The organism is Enterobacillus tribolii, from assembly GCF_003363015.1.
Classification (GTDB): domain Bacteria; phylum Pseudomonadota; class Gammaproteobacteria; order Enterobacterales; family Enterobacteriaceae; genus Enterobacillus; species Enterobacillus tribolii.
On the sequence record NZ_QRAP01000005.1, the window covers coordinates 177,426 to 196,357 of the forward strand.

At 53.5% G+C, this 18,932-nt stretch carries 16 protein-coding genes; 4 read left to right on the plus strand and 12 right to left on the minus strand.

What is annotated here, in order from left to right:
* Positions 1 to 37 precede the first annotated feature (37 nt).
* Entirely contained in the window at positions 38 to 976 is a 939-nt protein-coding gene (gene ribF / locus C8D90_RS12050; protein WP_115458699.1) for a bifunctional riboflavin kinase/FAD synthetase, read from the minus strand.
* A gap of 402 nt (positions 977 to 1,378) precedes the next feature.
* Here ribF and rpsT point away from each other — a divergent pair, with 402 nt between their 5' ends.
* Positions 1,379 to 1,642, plus strand: coding sequence for a 30S ribosomal protein S20 (gene rpsT / locus C8D90_RS12065; protein WP_115458700.1), 264 nt, complete (start codon positions 1,379 to 1,381; stop codon positions 1,640 to 1,642).
* Positions 1,643 to 1,713: 71 nt separating this feature from the next.
* On the opposite strand, the gene nhaR is transcribed toward rpsT, so the two are convergent.
* The 4 genes from nhaR to C8D90_RS12085 form a co-directional block, all read right to left on the minus strand.
* Positions 1,714 to 2,616 (minus strand): transcriptional activator NhaR, encoded by a 903-nt coding sequence (gene nhaR, locus C8D90_RS12070; RefSeq protein WP_115458701.1) that lies wholly within the window; start codon positions 2,614 to 2,616, stop codon positions 1,714 to 1,716.
* A gap of 29 nt (positions 2,617 to 2,645) precedes the next feature.
* On the minus strand, positions 2,646 to 3,836 hold the full coding sequence (gene nhaA, locus C8D90_RS12075) for a Na+/H+ antiporter NhaA (protein WP_115458702.1): 1,191 nt from the start codon (positions 3,834 to 3,836) through the stop codon (positions 2,646 to 2,648).
* Positions 3,837 to 4,045: 209 nt separating this feature from the next.
* Positions 4,046 to 7,057 carry a chitinase gene (locus C8D90_RS12080; protein ID WP_115458703.1) on the minus strand — a complete coding sequence of 1,004 codons (3,012 nt, stop codon included), beginning with the start codon at positions 7,055 to 7,057 and terminating at the stop codon, positions 4,046 to 4,048.
* 83 nt (positions 7,058 to 7,140) lie between these two features.
* Complete coding sequence (locus tag C8D90_RS12085) at positions 7,141 to 8,967, minus strand: glycosyl hydrolase family 18 protein (protein WP_115458704.1); 1,827 nt, start codon at positions 8,965 to 8,967, stop codon at positions 7,141 to 7,143.
* Positions 8,968 to 9,331: 364 nt separating this feature from the next.
* Between C8D90_RS12085 and C8D90_RS12090 the strand changes: the two genes are divergently transcribed.
* Positions 9,332 to 9,778 (plus strand): winged helix-turn-helix domain-containing protein, encoded by a 447-nt coding sequence (locus C8D90_RS12090; RefSeq protein WP_115458705.1) that lies wholly within the window; start codon positions 9,332 to 9,334, stop codon positions 9,776 to 9,778.
* A gap of 19 nt (positions 9,779 to 9,797) precedes the next feature.
* Entirely contained in the window at positions 9,798 to 10,337 is a 540-nt protein-coding gene (locus C8D90_RS12095) for a glycoside hydrolase family 108 protein (RefSeq protein WP_115458706.1), read from the plus strand.
* A 44-nt stretch (positions 10,338 to 10,381) separates the two neighbouring features.
* Here C8D90_RS12095 and C8D90_RS12100 read toward each other — a convergent pair whose 3' ends face one another.
* The 4 genes from C8D90_RS12100 to dnaK form a co-directional block, all read right to left on the minus strand.
* Positions 10,382 to 10,720, minus strand: coding sequence for a phage holin family protein (locus tag C8D90_RS12100; RefSeq protein WP_115458707.1), 339 nt, complete (start codon positions 10,718 to 10,720; stop codon positions 10,382 to 10,384).
* 109 nt (positions 10,721 to 10,829) lie between these two features.
* On the minus strand, positions 10,830 to 11,777 hold the full coding sequence (locus tag C8D90_RS12105; RefSeq protein WP_115458708.1) for a LysR family transcriptional regulator: 948 nt from the start codon (positions 11,775 to 11,777) through the stop codon (positions 10,830 to 10,832).
* A gap of 289 nt (positions 11,778 to 12,066) precedes the next feature.
* Positions 12,067 to 13,200 carry a molecular chaperone DnaJ gene (dnaJ, locus tag C8D90_RS12110; protein ID WP_115458709.1) on the minus strand — a complete coding sequence of 378 codons (1,134 nt, stop codon included), beginning with the start codon at positions 13,198 to 13,200 and terminating at the stop codon, positions 12,067 to 12,069.
* A 98-nt stretch (positions 13,201 to 13,298) separates the two neighbouring features.
* Positions 13,299 to 15,206: a molecular chaperone DnaK gene (dnaK, locus tag C8D90_RS12115; RefSeq protein ID WP_115458710.1), complete on the minus strand. Its 1,908-nt coding sequence runs from the start codon at positions 15,204 to 15,206 to the stop codon at positions 13,299 to 13,301.
* Between the two features lie 325 nt (positions 15,207 to 15,531).
* Here dnaK and satP point away from each other — a divergent pair, with 325 nt between their 5' ends.
* The gene (gene satP / locus C8D90_RS12120; RefSeq protein WP_115458711.1) at positions 15,532 to 16,104 is read left to right on the plus strand and encodes an acetate uptake transporter; all 573 of its coding nucleotides are present in this window, start codon (positions 15,532 to 15,534) and stop codon (positions 16,102 to 16,104) included.
* Positions 16,105 to 16,165: 61 nt separating this feature from the next.
* Here satP and C8D90_RS12125 read toward each other — a convergent pair whose 3' ends face one another.
* The 3 genes from C8D90_RS12125 to C8D90_RS12135 form a co-directional block, all read right to left on the minus strand.
* A complete protein-coding gene (locus tag C8D90_RS12125; RefSeq protein ID WP_115458712.1) occupies positions 16,166 to 17,485 on the minus strand; it encodes an MFS transporter in 1,320 nt (439 codons plus the stop codon).
* Positions 17,486 to 17,613: 128 nt separating this feature from the next.
* Complete coding sequence (mog, locus tag C8D90_RS12130) at positions 17,614 to 18,201, minus strand: molybdopterin adenylyltransferase (RefSeq protein WP_115458713.1); 588 nt, start codon at positions 18,199 to 18,201, stop codon at positions 17,614 to 17,616.
* Positions 18,198 to 18,866: an HAD family hydrolase gene (locus C8D90_RS12135; protein WP_115458714.1), complete on the minus strand. Its 669-nt coding sequence runs from the start codon at positions 18,864 to 18,866 to the stop codon at positions 18,198 to 18,200. Before C8D90_RS12135 ends, mog begins: the two co-directional genes overlap by 4 nt.
* Positions 18,867 to 18,932 lie beyond the last annotated feature (66 nt).

Genomic DNA, 18,932 nt, shown 5'->3' on the forward strand with positions numbered 1-18,932 from the left:
CCGTGTTCGGTAGAGATTAGGGGCCCGTCGACAGGCCCTACACCGGTACCGGCAACCCGAAAAACGTCCGGGCGGCCAGCACATCTTTGGCGATCTGCTGCTTGAGTTCATCAAGCGAGGCAAACCGCTGTTCACTGCGCAATTTTGCGCGCAACACCACTTCTATGTGGTGCCCGTACAGGTCCATCGTGACATCCAACACATGGACCTCCAGTTGCTGGCGTACGCCAGCCACCGTCGGGCGAGTACCGATATTCGCCACACCCGGTAGCGGTAACGGCCCCAGCCCATAAACTTCCACGGCGTAAACCCCCTTCACCGGCGCCACCAGGCGCTTCATCGGCAGGTTGGCCGTGGGAAAACCGATCGTTCTGCCCAGCTCGTCGCCGTGCACCACGCGTCCGGTGACGCTGTAGGGGCGGCCCAGCAGGGTTTGCGCAGTTTGCAGATCGTCCTCACGCAATGCCCGGCGGATCGCCGTGCTGCTGATGCGGGTGCCGCAGTCACAGAAGCTGTCAGTGTTCGTCACCGCGAATCCCAGCGCTTCGCCGTCGCGCCTGAGCAAGTCATAATCGCCCTTACGTCCGGCGCCGAAACGGAAATCGTCGCCGACGGCGACGTACTTCACGCCCAGCTTATCCACCAGCAGGCGGGTGACGAAATCCTGCGCTTCTATTGAGGCGAACTCCCGGTTAAAACGCACGCACAGCAGGTAATCCACCCCGGCTTCCGCCAGGTATTTACACTTGTCGCGCAACCGCGTCAGGCGGGCCGGCGCTTTATCAGGGGCAAAGAACTCCAGCGGTTGCGGTTCGAAAATCATCACCGTCACCGGTAGCCCAAGACGTTTTCCCTGCTGCTTCAGGTTGGCTAATAACGCCTGATGCCCGCGGTGCACGCCGTCGAAGTTGCCGATAGTCAGTACGCAACCGCGATGACGCGCCCGTATATTATGAATGCCGCGAATTAGCTCCATAGCTGGCTCAAAACAGTGGAAATCGGCGGATTATACCTTGTACAACGACTAAGGTTAACCGGCGATTTATACCCGGAGGATTTCAGGCCGCACAACGCGCCCTGAGGCGCCGGGTATCGTAAGTTTAAGGGATTACGCCACCATACCGGAGTTATGCGTGCGACGGAACCTTTTACACACGATTTTCCGGTCAATTTAAACCGCGCCGCGCTGACTAAAAATCGCGTTAAAAAGGTGTATTCCGCGGCACAAAGCTGGTAAAATCTCGCGCCATCACAACACACGAGTGTCGTTCGTACAAACGGCGCTTATTTGCACAAATCCATTGACAAGTGAAGGCTAAAAGGGCATATTCCTCGGCCTTTGAATTGTTCTCATAGAAAATATTTTGGGAGTTGGACCTTGGCTAATATCAAGTCAGCTAAGAAACGCGCCGTTCAATCTGAGAAACGCCGCAAGCACAACGCTAGCCGCCGTTCCATGATGCGTACTTTCATCAAGAAAGTATACGCGGCGATCGCAGCAGGTGACAAAGCCGCTGCTCAGGAAGCTTTCACCACAATGCAGCCGATCGTGGACCGCCAGGCAAGCAAAGGCCTGATCCACAAAAACAAGGCCGCTCGTCATAAAGCGAACCTGACCGCTCAGATCAACGCAATGCAGTAATGCGCTGTGTGCATCTGTAAAAAAACCGGCTTCCGCCGGTTTTTTTATGGGTAAAATCGCCGCCGGAAGGCTCAGCGGAGAAACAGCGCCGAGAAATCTTTGTTACATACCCGCTGTACCGCCGGATGCTGGATCATACGTTCGGCAAAAATCACGTAGTATTCCTCCTGCACGTTGTCGAGGCGCCCCAGTTCGTGGATTTGCTCTGACTCTCCCCCGTACATCTCTGTGGCATACAGCGAAGGCGCCACGAAAATGGCGTTATGCGATGCGCCAAAGGCCTTCATCAGCGCCGCATCGTCAAATTCTCCCAGAATCTTCACCTGCAGCCCCTGACTGTTAAACCAGTTCAGCAATTTGCGCCCCAGCATGGAGCGCCGCCCCGGAATCAGCAGCTTACGCTGTTCCAGGCAGGCGGGAAAAGGCAACTCCGGCAACGGACGGCGGCAAAAGAAACTAATGCCGCACTCGCCCAGCTTCACGGAAAACAAACCTTCCTGCTGGCTCGAATCCACCGGGCAGTCAGACAGAATCATGTCCAGCTTATGCTGGCTCAGTTGTTCCAGCAGCAGCTCATGGGTCGATTCAAAGCAGCGCAAATGAATCTGCTCGTTGTCCTGCAATGCCGTTTCCAGCACCTGGCTGACCAAACGCTTCGACAACGCGTCCGCGACGCCGACGTCAAACAGCAGGCTGGAGTCTTTGCGGTAATTAACGATGTCCTGCATTTCCTGGCTGAGCGTAAACATACGGTCGGCATAACGGAACACCAGTTGCCCCAATTCAGAAGGCACAAGCCCCCGGCCCTGGCGGCGAAACAGTTTTCCGCCCAGGCGCTCTTCCAGGGACTTAATCTGACCGGTGATAGTTTGCGGCGTCAGAAACAAGGCCTCGGCCGCCCCGACCACCGACCCTTCCCGGCATACCTGCCAAAAATAGTATAAATGATTGAAATTGATGTGCGCTGAATGCAATTTTATTGTTCTCTCTTTTGGTGACGCTATCAGACCCGCCCTTTTTCATTCTGTACCGGCAGCACCCTGCGCAGCAGGATATACCCCATCACGGCCGATAATGTTGAGCCAAGCAGAATTCCCAAACGGGAATAGACGCCCAGAACCTCATCACCACCGCTGAACGCCAGTGAAGCAATGAAAATTGACATCGTAAAGCCGATTCCACACAGCACGGAGACGGCAAAAATATGGCGAAAGTTAATTTCCTCCGGCAAGCGGGCAACGCCCGTTTTTACCGCGACCCAGCTGAAAAGGAAGATCCCCAGCGGCTTGCCCACCAGCAGCCCCAGCATAATCCCCATAGGCAGGGTTCCGCCCAGTGCCGGCAAAGAAACGCCCTTCAGGGAAACGCCGGCATTGGCAAACGCGAACAGCGGCAGTATCAGATAGACCACCCACGGGTGCAGTTCATGTTCCAGTTTTTCTGCCGGCCGCCTGCCGCACTTTCCTTTCAGCGGCAGCATAAAACCAACAATGACGCCGGCCAGCGTAGCATGTACGCCAGATTTCAGGATCGCGGTCCACAGCACCGCGCCAATCATCAGATACACCGATGTTTTGCCAACGCCGCGCCAGTTGAGGTACCCCAGCATGGCAACGGCCGCCGCCGCAACGCCCAGCGCTACGGGAGAAACTTCATGGGTATAAAACAGGGCAATAATGATGATGACGCCTAAATCATCAATGATGGCCAATGCCAGCAAGAAGACCTTCAGACTGGTCGGCACCCGGTTGCCCAATAGTGCCATAACCCCCAGGGCAAAAGCGATGTCCGTTGCCGCCGGAATCGCCCACCCTTGCCGGGTAACCGGGTCAGCCGCGTTGAACAGCAGGTAAATCAGCGCCGGCGCCAGCATGCCGCCCAGCGCGGCAATGGCGGGAAATATCGCCTTTTCCCGGCTGGCCAGCGAACCGTTCATTAATTCACGTTTTACTTCCAGGCCGACCACCAGAAAGAACAACGCCATCAGGCCATCGTTAACCCAAAGCAGCAGGTTCTTGCTGATATCCAGCGAGGCGAAACGAAACTGTACCGGCAGGTTCAGGATTTGCTGATAAACGCTATGCAGCGGTGAATTCGCCATAATTAACGCAACCAGCGCGGCGATAATCAGAATAATGCCGCCGGCGGCCTCCAGCCGCAAAAACTGCAGAATGGCGCGTGTGACTTTTGACATAACAATAAAACTCCCGACAGGTTACCGCTCCCTTCCCCGTTGCCGGAAAAGGCGTCGTCTATTGCCATAAGTTTACTTGCTGTATCATTTCGAAAAAACACGTTTATTTATGCAATTATAGTCGAAAAAACCGATCTAAATTCAAAGGGCATTGTCAAAGAAGGGAAACATACGCCCGGAAGCAGGCGTATGTTGTACACAGGAAAGGATTAAACCAAACGGCGGGGATTCGCGTAGTAGTCCCGCATTTTTTCCGCCAGCCAACCGCCGTCATCACCATTGGAGTGAATCGTGGTGATGCTTACCGTTGAACCACCGCCCCACAGCACGGCAAAGATGTTGTAATCCGGCAGGTTACGTACCTGCTGCTGACCCCAATCATATCCTTGATCTTTTTTCAGAAACTCACCTACCGTTGCTGCGCCGTACGTCACGGTGTTAAGCGCCATTCCGGTCAGTTCGCTGCTGATGTTAGCGATTTCGGTGCCAATACGCTCATCTCCCATCAGGAAGGTGCCGCCTGCGGCAAAGTGATCGCTCCCAATGTGCGTAGTGCCTTCTTCAACGGTCGGCATATGACCGCCGGGGATCTGCCAGATCATCGCCGGGCTGTTCAGGCCGCTGGCGGTCTCTTTCACCATGCTAAGGTAGTTGAACCAGCCGCGGGCATTCCATGAATAGTGCGCCAGCGCATCCGGGCTGAAGCAGTCACGTTCAAACTTATCGAATACGATAAAGTCCGGCGCGTACTGGCCGCGGTATACCCCCAGTTCGTTGATGAACGCCGCAATTTGCTTTCCTTGCTCCACCGGATTTGCATTGTCACGCAGCAGCCAGTCCGCGGTGCCGGTCGCCCAGACGTTGGTCTGCCAGCCGAACGCGACGTCAGGCGCAAACTGATGGACAATGTAGTTAATCGCCTGCAGGTAGCCATACAGGTCATCGCTGAATGCCGGTAGCGCCGGAACGGCGTAGTTGAGCAATTCTGCCAGCTCGTTTACCGCTTCAGCCAACTGAATGTTCACCTGCATACTGTTTTTCTGACGAACGGCGGTATAGCCGTAAGGCTCCTGCTGCATCGCACCGAGGAAATCAGGGTTAAGCACGAACGTCACCGGCACTTGGTGATCGGCGTCTTTATAGGACTGCGCAGCCACGCACTGGGTAATAAAATTACCGAAGTGATTACGCAGCTTCTGGTTATCCTGCAGATCGGGCAGCGCGCTGCCGCCGCTGGCGTTTGCAGTATAAACCACCATCACCGGCATAACCGGGCGACCGGACGCCTTCTCGACGTCACGCGTCAGCGGGACGGTGCGGTGTACCGGCAGCAGATCGTAGTCGAGGAACCCATCACCGTTAAGATCGACGTCTTTAGCCGGAAGCGGATCGCCGCCGCCATCGAAGCCGTCATACTTGAACAACGCGCTTACCGGTACGCCGTCATAGGCGGTCACGGTTTCCGGCGAATTGACGGTTACCCCGCCGTGCGCCAGAAACGCCGGCCAGCCGCGTACCTGCAATGTCACGCCTTTCTCAAACGACAGGACGATGGCATTCACGCTTTGCGCAATGGTCATCGGTTGGGCAAAGTCGCTTTGCCACATCTGCCCTTCCCACACCACTTTTTCCGCCGTGATCAGGTAATTCGACGGCATAACGCGGAACGGCAGGGTCTGCGGTTCTGTGGTGCTTTCCAGCATCACGCTGTACTGACAGTTCCCTTTTCCGCCGTTGCTGCGCAGCAAGTAGCGTTGCGGCCCCACGCCAGCGGGCAGGCCAAGCACGGTAACCTTCACGGTGACATAGTTGGCGATGTCCGCCGGCGCTTGCACCACGCTGACCCGGCAGGCAACGCTTTTCCCGGCCACCGGCGTAATGCTTTGCATCGTTTCAGGCTCCGAAACGGCAACGTTGTTAATCGACATTGCCTGAACGTAAACATCATAGCGCTGACCGGCTTCCAGCTTACCGATCTTCACGCTGCCTCCGAACGCTAATTCTTTGCTGCATGCCAGAGTCGCGTTCTGCCACAACTCAACGACGATGGTACCGCCGGTCAGCGCGGCGCTGCCCGCCAGCGACAGCTCCGCTTCACCGAACCATACCGGCGGGCGATAAGAAATAGCGCGACGCTGCTGATCCTGGCTGTTAGCCAGCACGACGGAATAAATGTCATTCGCCGGTTCAATGCGCAACGCGTTATTTTCCAGCGTATCTACGCATACGCTATATTTACCGGCGCTCAGGCCGGAAATCGTCAGCGTTTCGCCCCAAACACCGCTGTAGCTTTTGGCGGAACCATCGGGAGCCACCAGCGTTACGCCCGGATGCAGCCCCTGACTTTCTGCCTGCGCCGGGAAGTCCAGCAGGATCCTGCCCTGGCGGCCAGGATCGTTAAGCAATTGTACCGACAGGTCGGTGATGGTAACCGGGGTCTGCGTCGCCGCCAGTGAAAACGTCAACGTACCGGAAGCGCCGCCGGCCAGCATCAGCGCGCTGCTGTTATTCAGCGTAATCACGTTCTTCTCGTTCGGCCACCCGCCGTCGCTGCCCAGCGTCGGCGCTTTATCGCCCGCCAGAGAGCCGGTGAAGACCGAATAAGGATCCGGATGCCCGGCAGCAGTAAAGCGAATCGCCATTTTGTTGACGTCCACGGCCTGGGAATAGCGGTTAGTGACGGTGAGCGTGACCTTTTGATGCCAGCTATTCGCGTCAATGGCGCCGCAAACGACGGTTGGCGCATTATCGCCCGCCTCTTCCGGCAATGGTTCTACTTCAGAGCCGGAATCCTGTTCTTCATCAGACGTATCTTCCGGCTCCGGATCGGTATCCGGCACAGGTTCCTCATCTTCCGCACTGTCTCCATCGGCCAGCGTCAGGGTCAGACCGGAAAACGTCACCGGCGTCTGAGAGGCCGCCAGGCTGAAAGTCAGGGTGCCGCTGGCGCCTGCCGCCAGCCACAGCGCGCCGTCGTTATTAATAACAATCTTGTTCAGCTCCTGCGAATTCAGGGCTTCACTGCTGATCGTCAACGGTTTATTTCCCAACAGGGAACCACTGACGGCTCCCCAGGTATCCACATGACCAGAAGCAATAAAGCTGACGACGGCGCGATTAAGATCGACGTCATTGCCATCCTTATTGGTTACGGTCAACGTTACGCTCTGATACCAACTGTTGGCATCAATCTCGCTGTATTTCAGGAATAAAGAAGTCATAGTTCACACTCTGTGCCGCAAGAAAGCCTCCGGAGTATTACCGGAGGCAATAGCACTCAATCGTTGATAAAAATCAGGAGGGTTTAGTACGCGCCCAGATCGGTCCAGGACTGATAAGCGCCGCAGTTAAGATCCGGCTGCTCACCCAGGGAATACCAGTTCACTTGATAGTTACGGCCTTTCCAGCTGACAATCTCACGGTGTGCCCAATCGTTGCCGTAAACGGTGGATGCATCCCATTGCGGGTAAGGTGCGTTGGTATCATCAGCAGGCGTGGTATCCGGAACGTCCCCGCCTTCCGAACCCTCATCCGGGGTATCGTCAGTCGGTTCGGTCGGTTCGGTCGGTTCGTCATCTGGGATATCATCAACCGGGGTATCGTCAACCGGAGTGTCGTCAACCGGCACGTCAATTTCACCGGTTACGTTGATCCCGCTGAAGTAGAACGATTCCATCTCAACGACTTCAGTTTCAATCTCATAGCCCAGGCCTTCACGTGCTGCGTTGACCAGAACGCCGTTGTCCTGATCGATAGTCCAGGTAAACAAGCCGCCCAGGTTGTTACGGGCAGCATATTCGCCTTTTACCTTCACGGAACGCGGCGTATCCAGAGACATGAACAGTTTGGACTGTGGGTTGAACAGATAATCGGCATTCGCGACTTCGTCGGTATATACGTTGAAACCGTTGCGGCCACGCTGATTTTCCAGATCCAGGTAGTTATAAATGGTGTCATACCATTCGGTGCAGCCAGACTCGAACGTACCGGTCGTGTTGCCCTGGCCCGGATTGTAGGTGCCTTTCAGCGGAGAGAAGCTCGCAATTTCCGCATTACGGGCATTACGGGAATAACCGGCGTAACCGATGTTGATGCGATCGGAAGGGAAGCCTTCGGCGATCAGGTAATCAACAACGGCTTCTACGCTCCAGCCGCCCGCAGTCAGCGGAGTCAGGTTGGTCTGGTGAGTCAGCTCAGCAGCCCACGGCGTACCGAAGAAGTCGTAGGTCATCACGTTGATGCCGTACAAACCCGCGTCCAACAGCGCTTTGACGTTAGAGTGACCCAGCGTTTCCACCACGGCGGAGCTGGCGATAGAAATTTTTACGTCGCCACGATTCGCAGCAGTCAGCTGTTTTTTCAGTTCGGCAATCAGCAGCGCATAGTTCGCGCCGTCTTCCGGGCCATGCGGATTGTTATTGCCTTTATCGTTCGGGTATTCCCAGTCAATGTCCACTTCACTGAACATCGGGAATTGTTTGAACAGTTTTACCACGCCGGCGGCGAACGCCTGGCGGGCTGATTCGCTTTTTGCCACGTCATGGAATGCGTTACTCATCGTCCAACCGCCGATGCTCATCGAAAGCGCCAGCTCATGCCCGACCTGTGCGGCTCTTGCCTGCAGGTCACGTAAGCCACCGATAAGCCCGCAGCAATTTTCCTGTGTGGCAGCCGTTGCTTCAATATAGCTGCCGGTGCTGGTCAGGCCGCAGTTGGTCACTGACTGGAAATCACCCCAGCTGTCCAGGAAAGTCGGTTCGTTCACCTTCTTCCCTAACTGGCTGGCGGCATTTTCGATGGTGTACTGCTTCTCTCCTTTATCACCGACAATTCCCACAAAACCAAAAATGATTTTGTCATAGGCGGTCGGTGAAACATTTGCCAAATCATAACCACGACCACGACCGCCCTGGCTATCACTATTGTTCAAACGGCCGTCGTACTGAGACCAGTCGGTGTAGTACCCAAAAACCTTGGGTTTATTCGCATGCTTATACGTGTTGTATACCGGTTTGGTAACACGAGCAGACGTATAGCTGAGTTTATCTACCGCTGTTTCCGGGTGGAACCCGTCAGCCGCATTACTTCTTTCGGTCAGTACGTCGCCTTGGATTAATTTGCTTGTAGCCATTTTATCTTTCCTTCATGAACATAAGTGAACGCGGAACCATTACCGCTCCGGCATCATGGTCATGACACTCAAAAATGACTAATCATATAACCTCACATAACCTTATTTATTTTTAAAAAGATAAAGTTATATAAATTTATTTGTCAAACAACATTGTATTTTTAAAATACCAAATATTTAATCGCGATTAATTATGAGTTAACTCATAGCTAATTTAGTGCAGATTTCGTGATGCTCAGCAAAAAAAACACCCAGAATTTGCTTATCACATTAAAAAACCATAGAGCCGACTTGTCAGCAATTCTAATATGACGACAGACAAAACACTCTGTTACTTTATCATCTCACTCATCAATGGTGCTTTATGACACACTATCTCATTAACCATAACTGCATTTACAACGAAGACAGTCATGAAATTAAAAATACCGAAAACGCTTTCACAATAAAAATGACGGCCATGCGTGCCAGATGCCTCAGTTTCATTATTGAAAATGCCCCTAACGGTATTATAGAAAAAGAGCAGCTGACAACTGCATTATGGGGAAGCAGGGGGAAATATGTCAGCGATGCCAATTTGACACAATTGCTTTACCTGATCCGGAAAGACTTAAAGACGCTGGGAATTAACAGCCTCTTTATTACCATACCGCGGCAAGGCATCAAGGTTAATAAACAAATCCCTATTAGCCCCATTGAGGAGAAAAAAAATTCATTCTTATTAGGCCGATGGAGACTGGTGCTAATTGGTATGTTGACTACCTCCTTATTGGCTCTGGGTGCTGTCGCAGAATTTATTCACATCAACTGATCTATCACAGGAAATAAAAATGAACCCAATCATTGAAAGTATTCTCAATATTGAAGGTGGCTATGTTAATAATCCCGCCGACCGCGGCGGCCCGACCAAGTGGGGAATCACCCAAACCACCGCCCGTAATCACGGATATCAGGGAGACATGCGCGATCTGACCCGGGATCAAGCATACGCAATTCTGGAACAGGATTACTGGATAGCACCGGGATTTGATCGTATCGCACAACTTTCTGAGCCTTTAGCGTTCGAGCTTTGTGATGCAGGAACAAATATTGGCCCCTCATATCCTTCACGTTGGTTACAGCGTTGGTTAAACGCATTTAATCAGCAAGCTAAAAAATATGATGATATCCAGGTTGACGGCCATATTGGCAATAATACATTAAACGCGCTGCGCAGCTACCTGGACTGGCGGGGTCAGGAGGGCGAGAAAATTATGTTACAGGCATTAAATTGCAGCCAGGGTGAGTATTATCTGCAAATTACGGAGAAGCGGGCGGCAAACGAAACGTTTATTTATGGATGGATAAGAGAAAGGATAACGGTAAAATAATGAAAAAGCTCCGGGAATGTCGGAGCTTTTTTCATTTACAACAGTCATTTAAACATACTTGTTTTAGAAAAGAATGCCTTAACCTTCTCACCCAGAATACGTAAGATCGGCGTGGCGAAAACGCCGCCCAAACCCGCCGCCAGAACAACCATGTTAAAGCTCATATTACGGTCGATTGCGATAACGCTGAGAATGAATCCGGTAAAGCAGGAGATCGTGATTTGGGCCAGACAATCCATAACGTTCTTATGCGTTTCCGTATTCTCTTTATTCATCAGAAAACTGACAAAACCACCCCAGCCGCCGATAGCCAGTACCGTAATTAAAATTTCCAGTTCAATCAGAACAACTTTTGCAGAACCAGGATTTGGTGCAACAGACATATATACCTCGACAATAAAAATGTATTTTCATCGCCGACAAAATATCAGTCACTGACCTGCTTCAGCCAACCACGAAGAACAAAATCACATCACGTTATCCCATCCGGCCTTATCTTCTAAATGCAGAAAGCGTTCTCAGCATCGTGGTGAGGTTTTTAACAGGCTCAATATTCTTACTTTTTTTATACCAAACCGCATTGATGGCTTGCGTTGTGAACGTGAATTCGTCCGGTAGTGCAATCCTGGCGAGATTGTACTTTCCCTGATTCTGAATAAACGTAACTAATTTAACCGGCAGGATGGCAATCAATGACGAGTTTTCCACCATACACAGTAAGCCACTCAGAGAGTCCGTACGATAACCCGCCTTGCGTTGGCCAACGTAAGGGTAGCCGGAGGTGATAAGTTCTATTTTGTCACTGAGGATAGGCGCAAGAATATCAGAGTGATAGACCGCGTGTGATGCAGAGTAAAAGTTATAGAGCGACAGCTTATTCAGCTCTGCAAGCGGGCTGTTTTTGCTGCAAATCACACAGTAATCCCGGAAGCTGTCGATAGTCGTAAAATCCAGCTCTGGCGTAATAACAGTATCCAGCGTCACCAGCATGTCCATCTCCCCGCTGATCAACATGCTTCTTTGTTCCTCTCCTTGCCAGGCTCTGGCGGAAAAATGACGCAGGCTGTAACGCTCAAAGCCTTCAAAACCAAACAGATGGGCAAAATAGTATTGCTCGCTGAGCTCGCCGCCCAGGATCTTCAGATGGTGCTGAGCATTCAGGCTTTGCGGCTCTTCAAACGTATTGTCGATAATATCCAGCGCCTGACGGTACGCCCGGTGTATATCCTTGGCTCTGGCCGTCGGAGAAAGGCCTGAGTGAGTCCGGATAAAAAGCTCATCCTGATAAGCGGACTGCAAACGCTGGAGCGCAAGAGAAACCGCGGCAGGCGTCACCTGTAAACGCTTAGAGGCCCTAACGGCATTCCCGGCAGAAATCACGGCATCAAGCACTTTCATTAGATTGAAATCAAAATCTTTGGTGACGTGCTTACTGTTCATTATTATTTATGCCATGAGGTTAACCCGCTCATATCTATATAGCTAAACACTCAGCCAACATAAATTATTTGTCATAAAAAACCATAAGTTAACCATAAAATGAACACTCTTGGCCGAGCGTTGGCGCAATAACAGCATCACTTCCATAAATCTTACTAACAAAAGAATAAAGCCGTAAAAAAACATCATCACACATCATAATGGGCTAATGATGGTGCGTGATGGCAGAAAAAAGCCGGGGATGCTTACACATCCCCGGCTTTCATCATCAATGCTGAGCTTTTGATTTTTAGCGCGTTAAATCATCAAAAAACTTCTTCACGCCGTCAAAGAAGCTCTTAGAACGCGGGCTGTTTTTAGAACTGGCCGGTCCGCCAAAGCTCTCTTCCAGCTCTCGCAGCAACTCTTTCTGCTTCTCATTCAGGTTAACCGGCGTCTCAACCACCACCCGGCACAACAGGTCGCCCTGGCTGCCGCCGCGCACCGATTTCACCCCTTTGCCGCGCATACGGAACAGCTTGCCGGTCTGGGTTTCCGCTGGAACTTTCAGCTTCACGCGGCCATCCAGCGTCGGCACTTCAATTTCGCCGCCCAATGCCGCCATCGCAAAGTTGATCGGCACTTCGCAGTACAGGTTATTCTCTTCACGCTCAAAAATCGGGTGTGCTTTTACCTGAACCTGAACATACAAATCACCTGCCGGTGCGCCGTGTTCCCCAGCCTCGCCCTCGCCTGCCAGACGAATGCGGTCACCGGTATCCACGCCCGCCGGAATTTTCACCGACAGCGTTTTGGATTTTTCTACGCGACCATGACCGTGACATTTGGTGCAGGGATCTTTAATGATCGTCCCGCGCCCGTGACAATGCGGACATGGCTGCTGAACGGTAAAGAAGCCCTGACGCATCTGCACCTGGCCCGCGCCATGACAGGTCGGGCAGGTAACCGGCTCGCTGCCTTTTTTGGCGCCGCTGCCGTGGCAAACATCACACTCTACCAGCGTAGGAATGCGGATTTCCTTGGTAACGCCGCGAACCGCTTCTTCCAGCGTCAGCTCCATGTTGTAACGCAAATCGGCGCCGCGCGTCGCACGTTGACGGCGACCGCCGCCAAAAATGTCGCCGAATACGTCACCAAAAATATCGCTGAAGTCAGCGCCGCCGCCAAAACCGCCGGGGCCACCGCCCATACCGCCTTGTTCGAATGCGGCATGTCCGTACTGATCATAAGCGGCGCGCTTCTGATCGTCCGTCAGGATTTCATAGGCCTCTTTGATTTCCTTGAACTTGGCTTCCGCATCCTTATCCCCCTGATTGCGGTCGGGGTGATATTTCATAGCCAGGCGTTTATAGGCCTTTTTGATTTCGCGCTCATCCGCGGTACGGGATACGCCCAAAACCTCGTAATAGTCTTTTTTCGCCATTATTTCTCAACCCTTAACAAAAGTGCACGGGCGAAGAGTTGCCTCTGCGCCCGTGCCGGTTCTGGTAGCACCCGGCTACCACGCCCGCTTAAGGGCGATTATTTTTTGTCTTTCACTTCTTCGAATTCGGCGTCAACCACATCGTCTTCTTTCTGAGCGCTGGTATCAGCCTGCGCGCCGCCGGCCTGGGCCTGCTGCTGAGCGAACTCCTGCAGCTTGCCGGATGCCTGAACCAGCGTCTGGATTTTCGCTTCGATCTCAGCTTTATCTTCGCCTTTCACTGCGGTTTCCAGCGCTTTCAGCGCATCTTCGATCGCCGTTTTGTCGTCAGCCGGCAATTTTTCACCCGCTTCTTCAACCAGTTTACGCGTACCGTGGATCAGCTGATCCGCCTGGTTGCGTGTCTGAACCAGTTCTTCGAACTTACGATCCGACTCTGCGTTAGCTTCCGCATCACGCACCATTTTCTGAATTTCTTCCTCGTTCAAACCGGAAGAAGCTTTGATGGTGATGTTCTGCTCACGGCCAGTGTTCTTGTCCTTCGCCGATACGTGCAGGATGCCGTCCGCATCGATGTCAAAGGTGACTTCGATCTGCGGCATACCACGCATTGCCGGCTGAATGCCGTCCAGGTTGAACTGGCCCAGGGACTTGTTGTCGCCTGCACGCTTACGCTCGCCCTGCAGCACATGGATCGTCACCGCAGACTGGTTATCTTCCGCCGTTGAGAACACCTGGCTGTGCTTGGTCGGGATGGTGGTGTTTTTGGTGATCAGCGGGGTCATCACGCCGCCCATGGTTTCGATACCCAGTGACAGCGGGGTAACGTCCAGCAGCAACACGTCTTTCACATCACCGGCCAGTACGCCGCCCTGAACCGCCGCACCAATCGCCACTGCTTCGTCCGGGTTCACGTCTTTACGCGGCTCTTTGCCGAAGAAGTCTGCAACTTTCTTCTGCACCATCGGCATACGGGTCTGACCGCCGACCAGGATAACGTCGTCAATGTCAGAAACAGACAGCCCGGCATCTTTCAGCGCAACTTTCAGCGGTTCCAGAGAACGGGAAACCAAATCTTCAACCAAAGATTCCAGCTTAGCGCGGGTCACTTTGATGTTCATGTGTTTCGGACCGGTGGCGTCTGCTGTGATGTACGGCAGGTTCACGTCGGTCTGCTGTGCGGAAGAAAGCTCGATTTTCGCCTTCTCAGCCGCTTCTTTCAGACGCTGCATCGCCAGCGGGTCGTTACGCAGGTCAATACCCTGCTCTTTCTTAAACTCATCAACCAGGTAGTTGATCAAACGGCTGTCGAAGTCTTCACCGCCCAGATGGGTATCCCCGTTGGTGGCCAGCACTTCAAACGTTTTTTCGCCTTCAACTTCGTCGATTTCAATGATGGAGATATCGAACGTACCGCCACCCAGGTCGTATACCGCGATAGTGCGGTTGCCAACGCCTTTGTCCAGACCGTAAGCCAGCGCGGCCGCAGTCGGTTCGTTGATAATACGTTTAACTTCCAGACCCGCGATACGCCCGGCGTCTTTCGTTGCCTGACGCTGCGCATCGTTGAAGTATGCCGGAACGGTAATCACCGCTTCGGTCACCGGTTCACCCAGATAGTCTTCTGCCGTTTTCTTCATCTTCTTCAGCACTTCGGCGGAAATCTGCGGCGGAGCCAGTTTCTGATCTTTAACGCCTACCCAGGCATCGCCGTTGTCAGCTGCGATAATGTTATACGGCATGATCGCTTTGTCACGCTGCACTTCGTCATCTTCAAAACGACGACCAATCAGACGCTTGATAGCGAACAGGGTATTCTGCGGGTTAGTGACGGCCTGACGTTTAGCCGGCTGCCCTACCAGGATTTCACCGTCCTGCGTGTAGGCGATGATAGAAGGCGTGGTACGATCGCCTTCGCTGTTTTCCAGGACGCGAGCCTGAGTGCCATCCATGATGGCGACGCAAGAGTTGGTTGTACCCAGGTCGATACCAATAATTTTGCCCATCGAATGTCTCCACTAAAAAATCGTTATTCATATCATTGCTACCGTAAGTGGGGACGGATTCTGTGTTTTCAACCGCCTTATCTTCACGTTTCATACGGCAAGCAACTGCGTTGTAAGTAACATGGGGCCATCCAAACCGGCATCAAGGGGGAGATTGAAAAAAAATCTTATTTTTAGGCTTATCAGATCATTGTTTCATGCGCCGCTCCTCATTATTATGCCGCGCGCCCGATCTCATGCGGCTTCGCGAATCGCGGCGCGCTTTATAAAATGCAGAAACGTGATTCTGCCTGAGTTAATCATTTCTCTTACTACCAGAGGCTTTATGCAAACCAACAAGTTGGCGAATCCCGGTCCGTTAGGACTGATGGGCTTCGGGATGACCACCGTCTTGCTGAACCTGCACAATGCGGGATACTTCCCCCTGACTTCCGTCATCATTTCCATGGGGATCTTCTATGGCGGGCTGGCGCAGATTTTTGCCGGTATTCTGGAATATAAAAAAGGCAACACCTTCGGCGTAACGGCGTTTACGTCTTACGGCTGTTTCTGGTTGTCCCTGGTCGGTATTCTGCTGCTGCCGCGGATGGACATGGCGGAAGCGACCGACGGTAAATTCCTCGGCACCTACCTGGCGCTGTGGGGCGTATTCACCCTGTTCATGTTCTTCGGCACCCTGCGCGCCAACCGCGCATTGCAGTTCGTGTTCGCCAGCCTGACCGTGCTGTTCTTCCTGCTGGCCTGGGGAAACATCACCGGTAACGCCGGGCTGCTGCAATTCGCCGGCTATGAAGGCATTATCTGCGGCGCCAGCGCTATCTACCTGGCCATGGCGGAAGTGCTCAATGAGCAGGCGGGTCGCACCGTATTACCTATCGGCGAATGCAAGTGTAAGTAAGCTTCGTTCACCCGAAAAAAAACCGCCGGTCACGGCGGTTTTTTTATTCTGTCCTCAGCAACTATCGATCCGTCGCTACCATCCCGACTTCCCTTGCGGCCTCGCTGTTGAGATCGCGCGCCAGATAAAGCCCCAATCCCAGCCCGACCAACGACAGCGCCAGAACATAATAGGCCGGCGCCATCGGCGTGAGCTTCATAATTAACGTCACGAAGATAGGCGTCAGCCCGCCGAAAATGGCATAAGCCACGTTATACGAAAATGAAATGCCGCTGAACCGCACTTCGGCAGGGAACGCACGCACCATAACGTAAGGCACCGCGCCCACTATCCCCACGCTGAATCCTGCCAGGGCATAGCTGGCGAAGAGCTGAACGTCGCCTATCCCGCGGGCAACGGAGTGATAGAACATCCAGCTGCATACCGCCAGCAGCACGCTTCCGCCGATAAACGTTTTACTGGCGCCCAGCCTGTCGCAAATAGCGCCCGAGATGATACATCCCAGGGTCAACGCGACGGTCGCCATGCTGTTAGCCTGCAACGAAAGCGCCGCCGGAATGGCAAACTGCTTTTGCAGATAGGTCGGCGTCATCAGAATCACCACCACGATCCCCGCAGAAAGCAGCCAGGTCAGCAACATGGAGACGATCACTTCTTTACGGTGATTCATCACCACCGACTTCAGCGGCAGTTCCTCAGCCAGCGCTTTGCGCGCCTGCATTTCGGTAAAGATCGGCGTTTCCTGCAACCAGCGGCGCAAGTACATGGCGAACAGGCCGAAAATCCCGCCCAGGAAGAACGGAATACGCCAGCCGCCGTCGGCGATCTGCGCTTGCGTCAGCACGGTATTGATCAACGTCGCCACCAGCGAACCCAGCAGGATCCCGGCCGTCAGCCCCGCGGTCAGGGTGCCGCAGGCAAAACCCACGCGCCGGCGCGGCACGTGTTCCGCCACGAATACCCAGGCGCCCGGCACTTCACCACCGATCGCCGCCCCCTGCAATACGCGCATCAGCAACAGAAGCAGCGGTGCGGCAATGCCGATACTCTGATAAGTCGGCAGCATCCCCATCGCCAGCGTCGGCAATGCCATCAGTAATATACTGAGGGTGAACATTTTTTTACGCCCAACCAGATCGCCGAAATGCGCCATGATAATGCCGCCCAGCGGCCGGGCCAGATAACCTGCGGCAAAAATCCCGAATGTCTGCACCTGGCGCAGCCATTCAGGCATGTCCGCAGGAAAGAAGAGATCGCCGACAACGGCAGCGAAAAAAACGAAGATGATAAAATCATAGAACTCTAACGCCCCGCCTAAGGCGGCCAGCGTCAGTGTTTTATAGTCCTGCCGGTTCAGGCGGCGGTTATGCAGTTCATTCATAGATTTCCAAAATATACCAGTGTGCATTAATAAATAAATGCCTTACTCTCCGTAAAGCAATAATGACTATAGCGTCACAATTAACACACACCAGCGGGAATGAATCATATTCCGCGATTTTTCTAACTTTAGTTTATTGTTTCACGCATTGCACTTTTGGGACGAAAAGCTGCTACTACGTCGCGGTGCGTCTCCACATAAGGCCCTTCCAGCAACTGGATGCAATACGGCACACTGGCGAAAATTCCGTGGACGATCGTTTTGCCTTCCGCATCTTTCAGGCCTTCCAGCGTTTCCTGAATTGACTTCGGCTGCCCCGGTAAATTGATAATCAACGCCTGTTTACGAATCACGCCCACCTGACGCGACAAAATCGCCGTCGGCACAAATTGCAGACTAATCTGACGCATCTGTTCGCCGAATCCCGGCATTATCCGGTCAGCCACCGCCAGCGTCGCATCCGGCGTGACGTCGCGCCGGGCCGGCCCCGTACCGCCGGTCGTCAACACCAGATGGCAACCCATTTCATCCACCAGCTCACACAGCGTCTGTTCAATCATCACCTGATCATCGGGAATCAACCGCGTCTCCACGCGGTACGGCGTCGCCAGGGCTTTCTCCAGCCATGCCTTCAGGGCTGGCAGCCCTTTATCCTGATAAACCCCGCTGGAAGCGCGATCGGAGATAGAAACCAGACCTATGCGTAATGTATTCATACTACAACCTCTACCCATATCCCCTGCTGTCCGGGGCCAACTTGTTGAGAGTGCAGAATGATACTATGCCAGTTGCCAATCACCACATTCGCACGTTGTAAATGGTGACGCGGCAGACGATCCGCCAGTGCGATCACCGTCATTCCCGCCGCTCTCGCCGCACGAATACCGTTTTCATCGCTTTCGATCACCAGGCAGTCCCGCGGATCGACCTGATAGTAGCGAGCCGCCATCAGGTAAGGTTCGGGATCGGGCCGACCGCTGGTGACCTGTTCCGCGCCGACCAGCAGAGGCGGCGCTTCCAGGCCGGCCTGCGCCATGCGCGCGTGCGCCACGTTCCCCGACGCCTGAGTCACCACGCCCCAGGGGGTACCGGCCAACGCATCCAGCAGCGCTCTGGCGCCGGCGCGCAGCTTGCTGTAGCGCCCGGCAGCGTCATACAGCGCCGCCTCCAGGGCATGGCTTTCATTGTCAGCATTAAGCTGCGGATCAACGGATTTCAGGATCTCCTGGATCCGCTGGCTGTGAATACGGTGAGCGAAGGATGAAAAATCCAGGCCGCGCTGTTGTGCCCACTGGCGCCAGATTTGATCAATCTCCGCCCCCGTGTCCAACAGGGCACCGTCCAAATCAAGAAATACGGCGGCAACGTGTTTTTTCCACATACTCCGGTCCTCCTTAATATGTCGATTGCTACATCCTTCAGGGTAAACCTAACCGACGAATGAGGC

Bases quoted from the DNA above. Each gene is read 5' to 3' on its own strand.
- satP (WP_115458711.1), top strand. From the start codon at position 15,532: ATGCAAACCAACAAGTTGGCGAATCCCGGTCCGTTAGGACTGATGGGC.
- C8D90_RS12100 (WP_115458707.1), bottom strand. From the start codon at position 10,720: ATGTCTGTTGCACCAAATCCTGGTTCTGCAAAAGTTGTTCTGATTGAA.
- C8D90_RS12085 (WP_115458704.1), bottom strand. From the start codon at position 8,967: ATGGCTACAAGCAAATTAATCCAAGGCGACGTACTGACCGAAAGAAGT.
- dnaJ (WP_115458709.1), bottom strand. From the start codon at position 13,200: ATGGCGAAAAAAGACTATTACGAGGTTTTGGGCGTATCCCGTACCGCG.
- C8D90_RS12080 (WP_115458703.1), bottom strand. From the start codon at position 7,057: ATGACTTCTTTATTCCTGAAATACAGCGAGATTGATGCCAACAGTTGG.
- nhaA (WP_115458702.1), bottom strand. From the start codon at position 3,836: ATGTCAAAAGTCACACGCGCCATTCTGCAGTTTTTGCGGCTGGAGGCC.
- C8D90_RS12105 (WP_115458708.1), bottom strand. From the start codon at position 11,777: ATGAACAGTAAGCACGTCACCAAAGATTTTGATTTCAATCTAATGAAA.
- mog (WP_115458713.1), bottom strand. From the start codon at position 18,201: ATGAATACATTACGCATAGGTCTGGTTTCTATCTCCGATCGCGCTTCC.
- ribF (WP_115458699.1), bottom strand. From the start codon at position 976: ATGGAGCTAATTCGCGGCATTCATAATATACGGGCGCGTCATCGCGGT.
- C8D90_RS12135 (WP_115458714.1), bottom strand. From the start codon at position 18,866: ATGTGGAAAAAACACGTTGCCGCCGTATTTCTTGATTTGGACGGTGCC.
- C8D90_RS12125 (WP_115458712.1), bottom strand. From the start codon at position 17,485: ATGAATGAACTGCATAACCGCCGCCTGAACCGGCAGGACTATAAAACA.
- dnaK (WP_115458710.1), bottom strand. From the start codon at position 15,206: ATGGGCAAAATTATTGGTATCGACCTGGGTACAACCAACTCTTGCGTC.
- C8D90_RS12090 (WP_115458705.1), top strand. From the start codon at position 9,332: ATGACACACTATCTCATTAACCATAACTGCATTTACAACGAAGACAGT.
- C8D90_RS12095 (WP_115458706.1), top strand. From the start codon at position 9,798: ATGAACCCAATCATTGAAAGTATTCTCAATATTGAAGGTGGCTATGTT.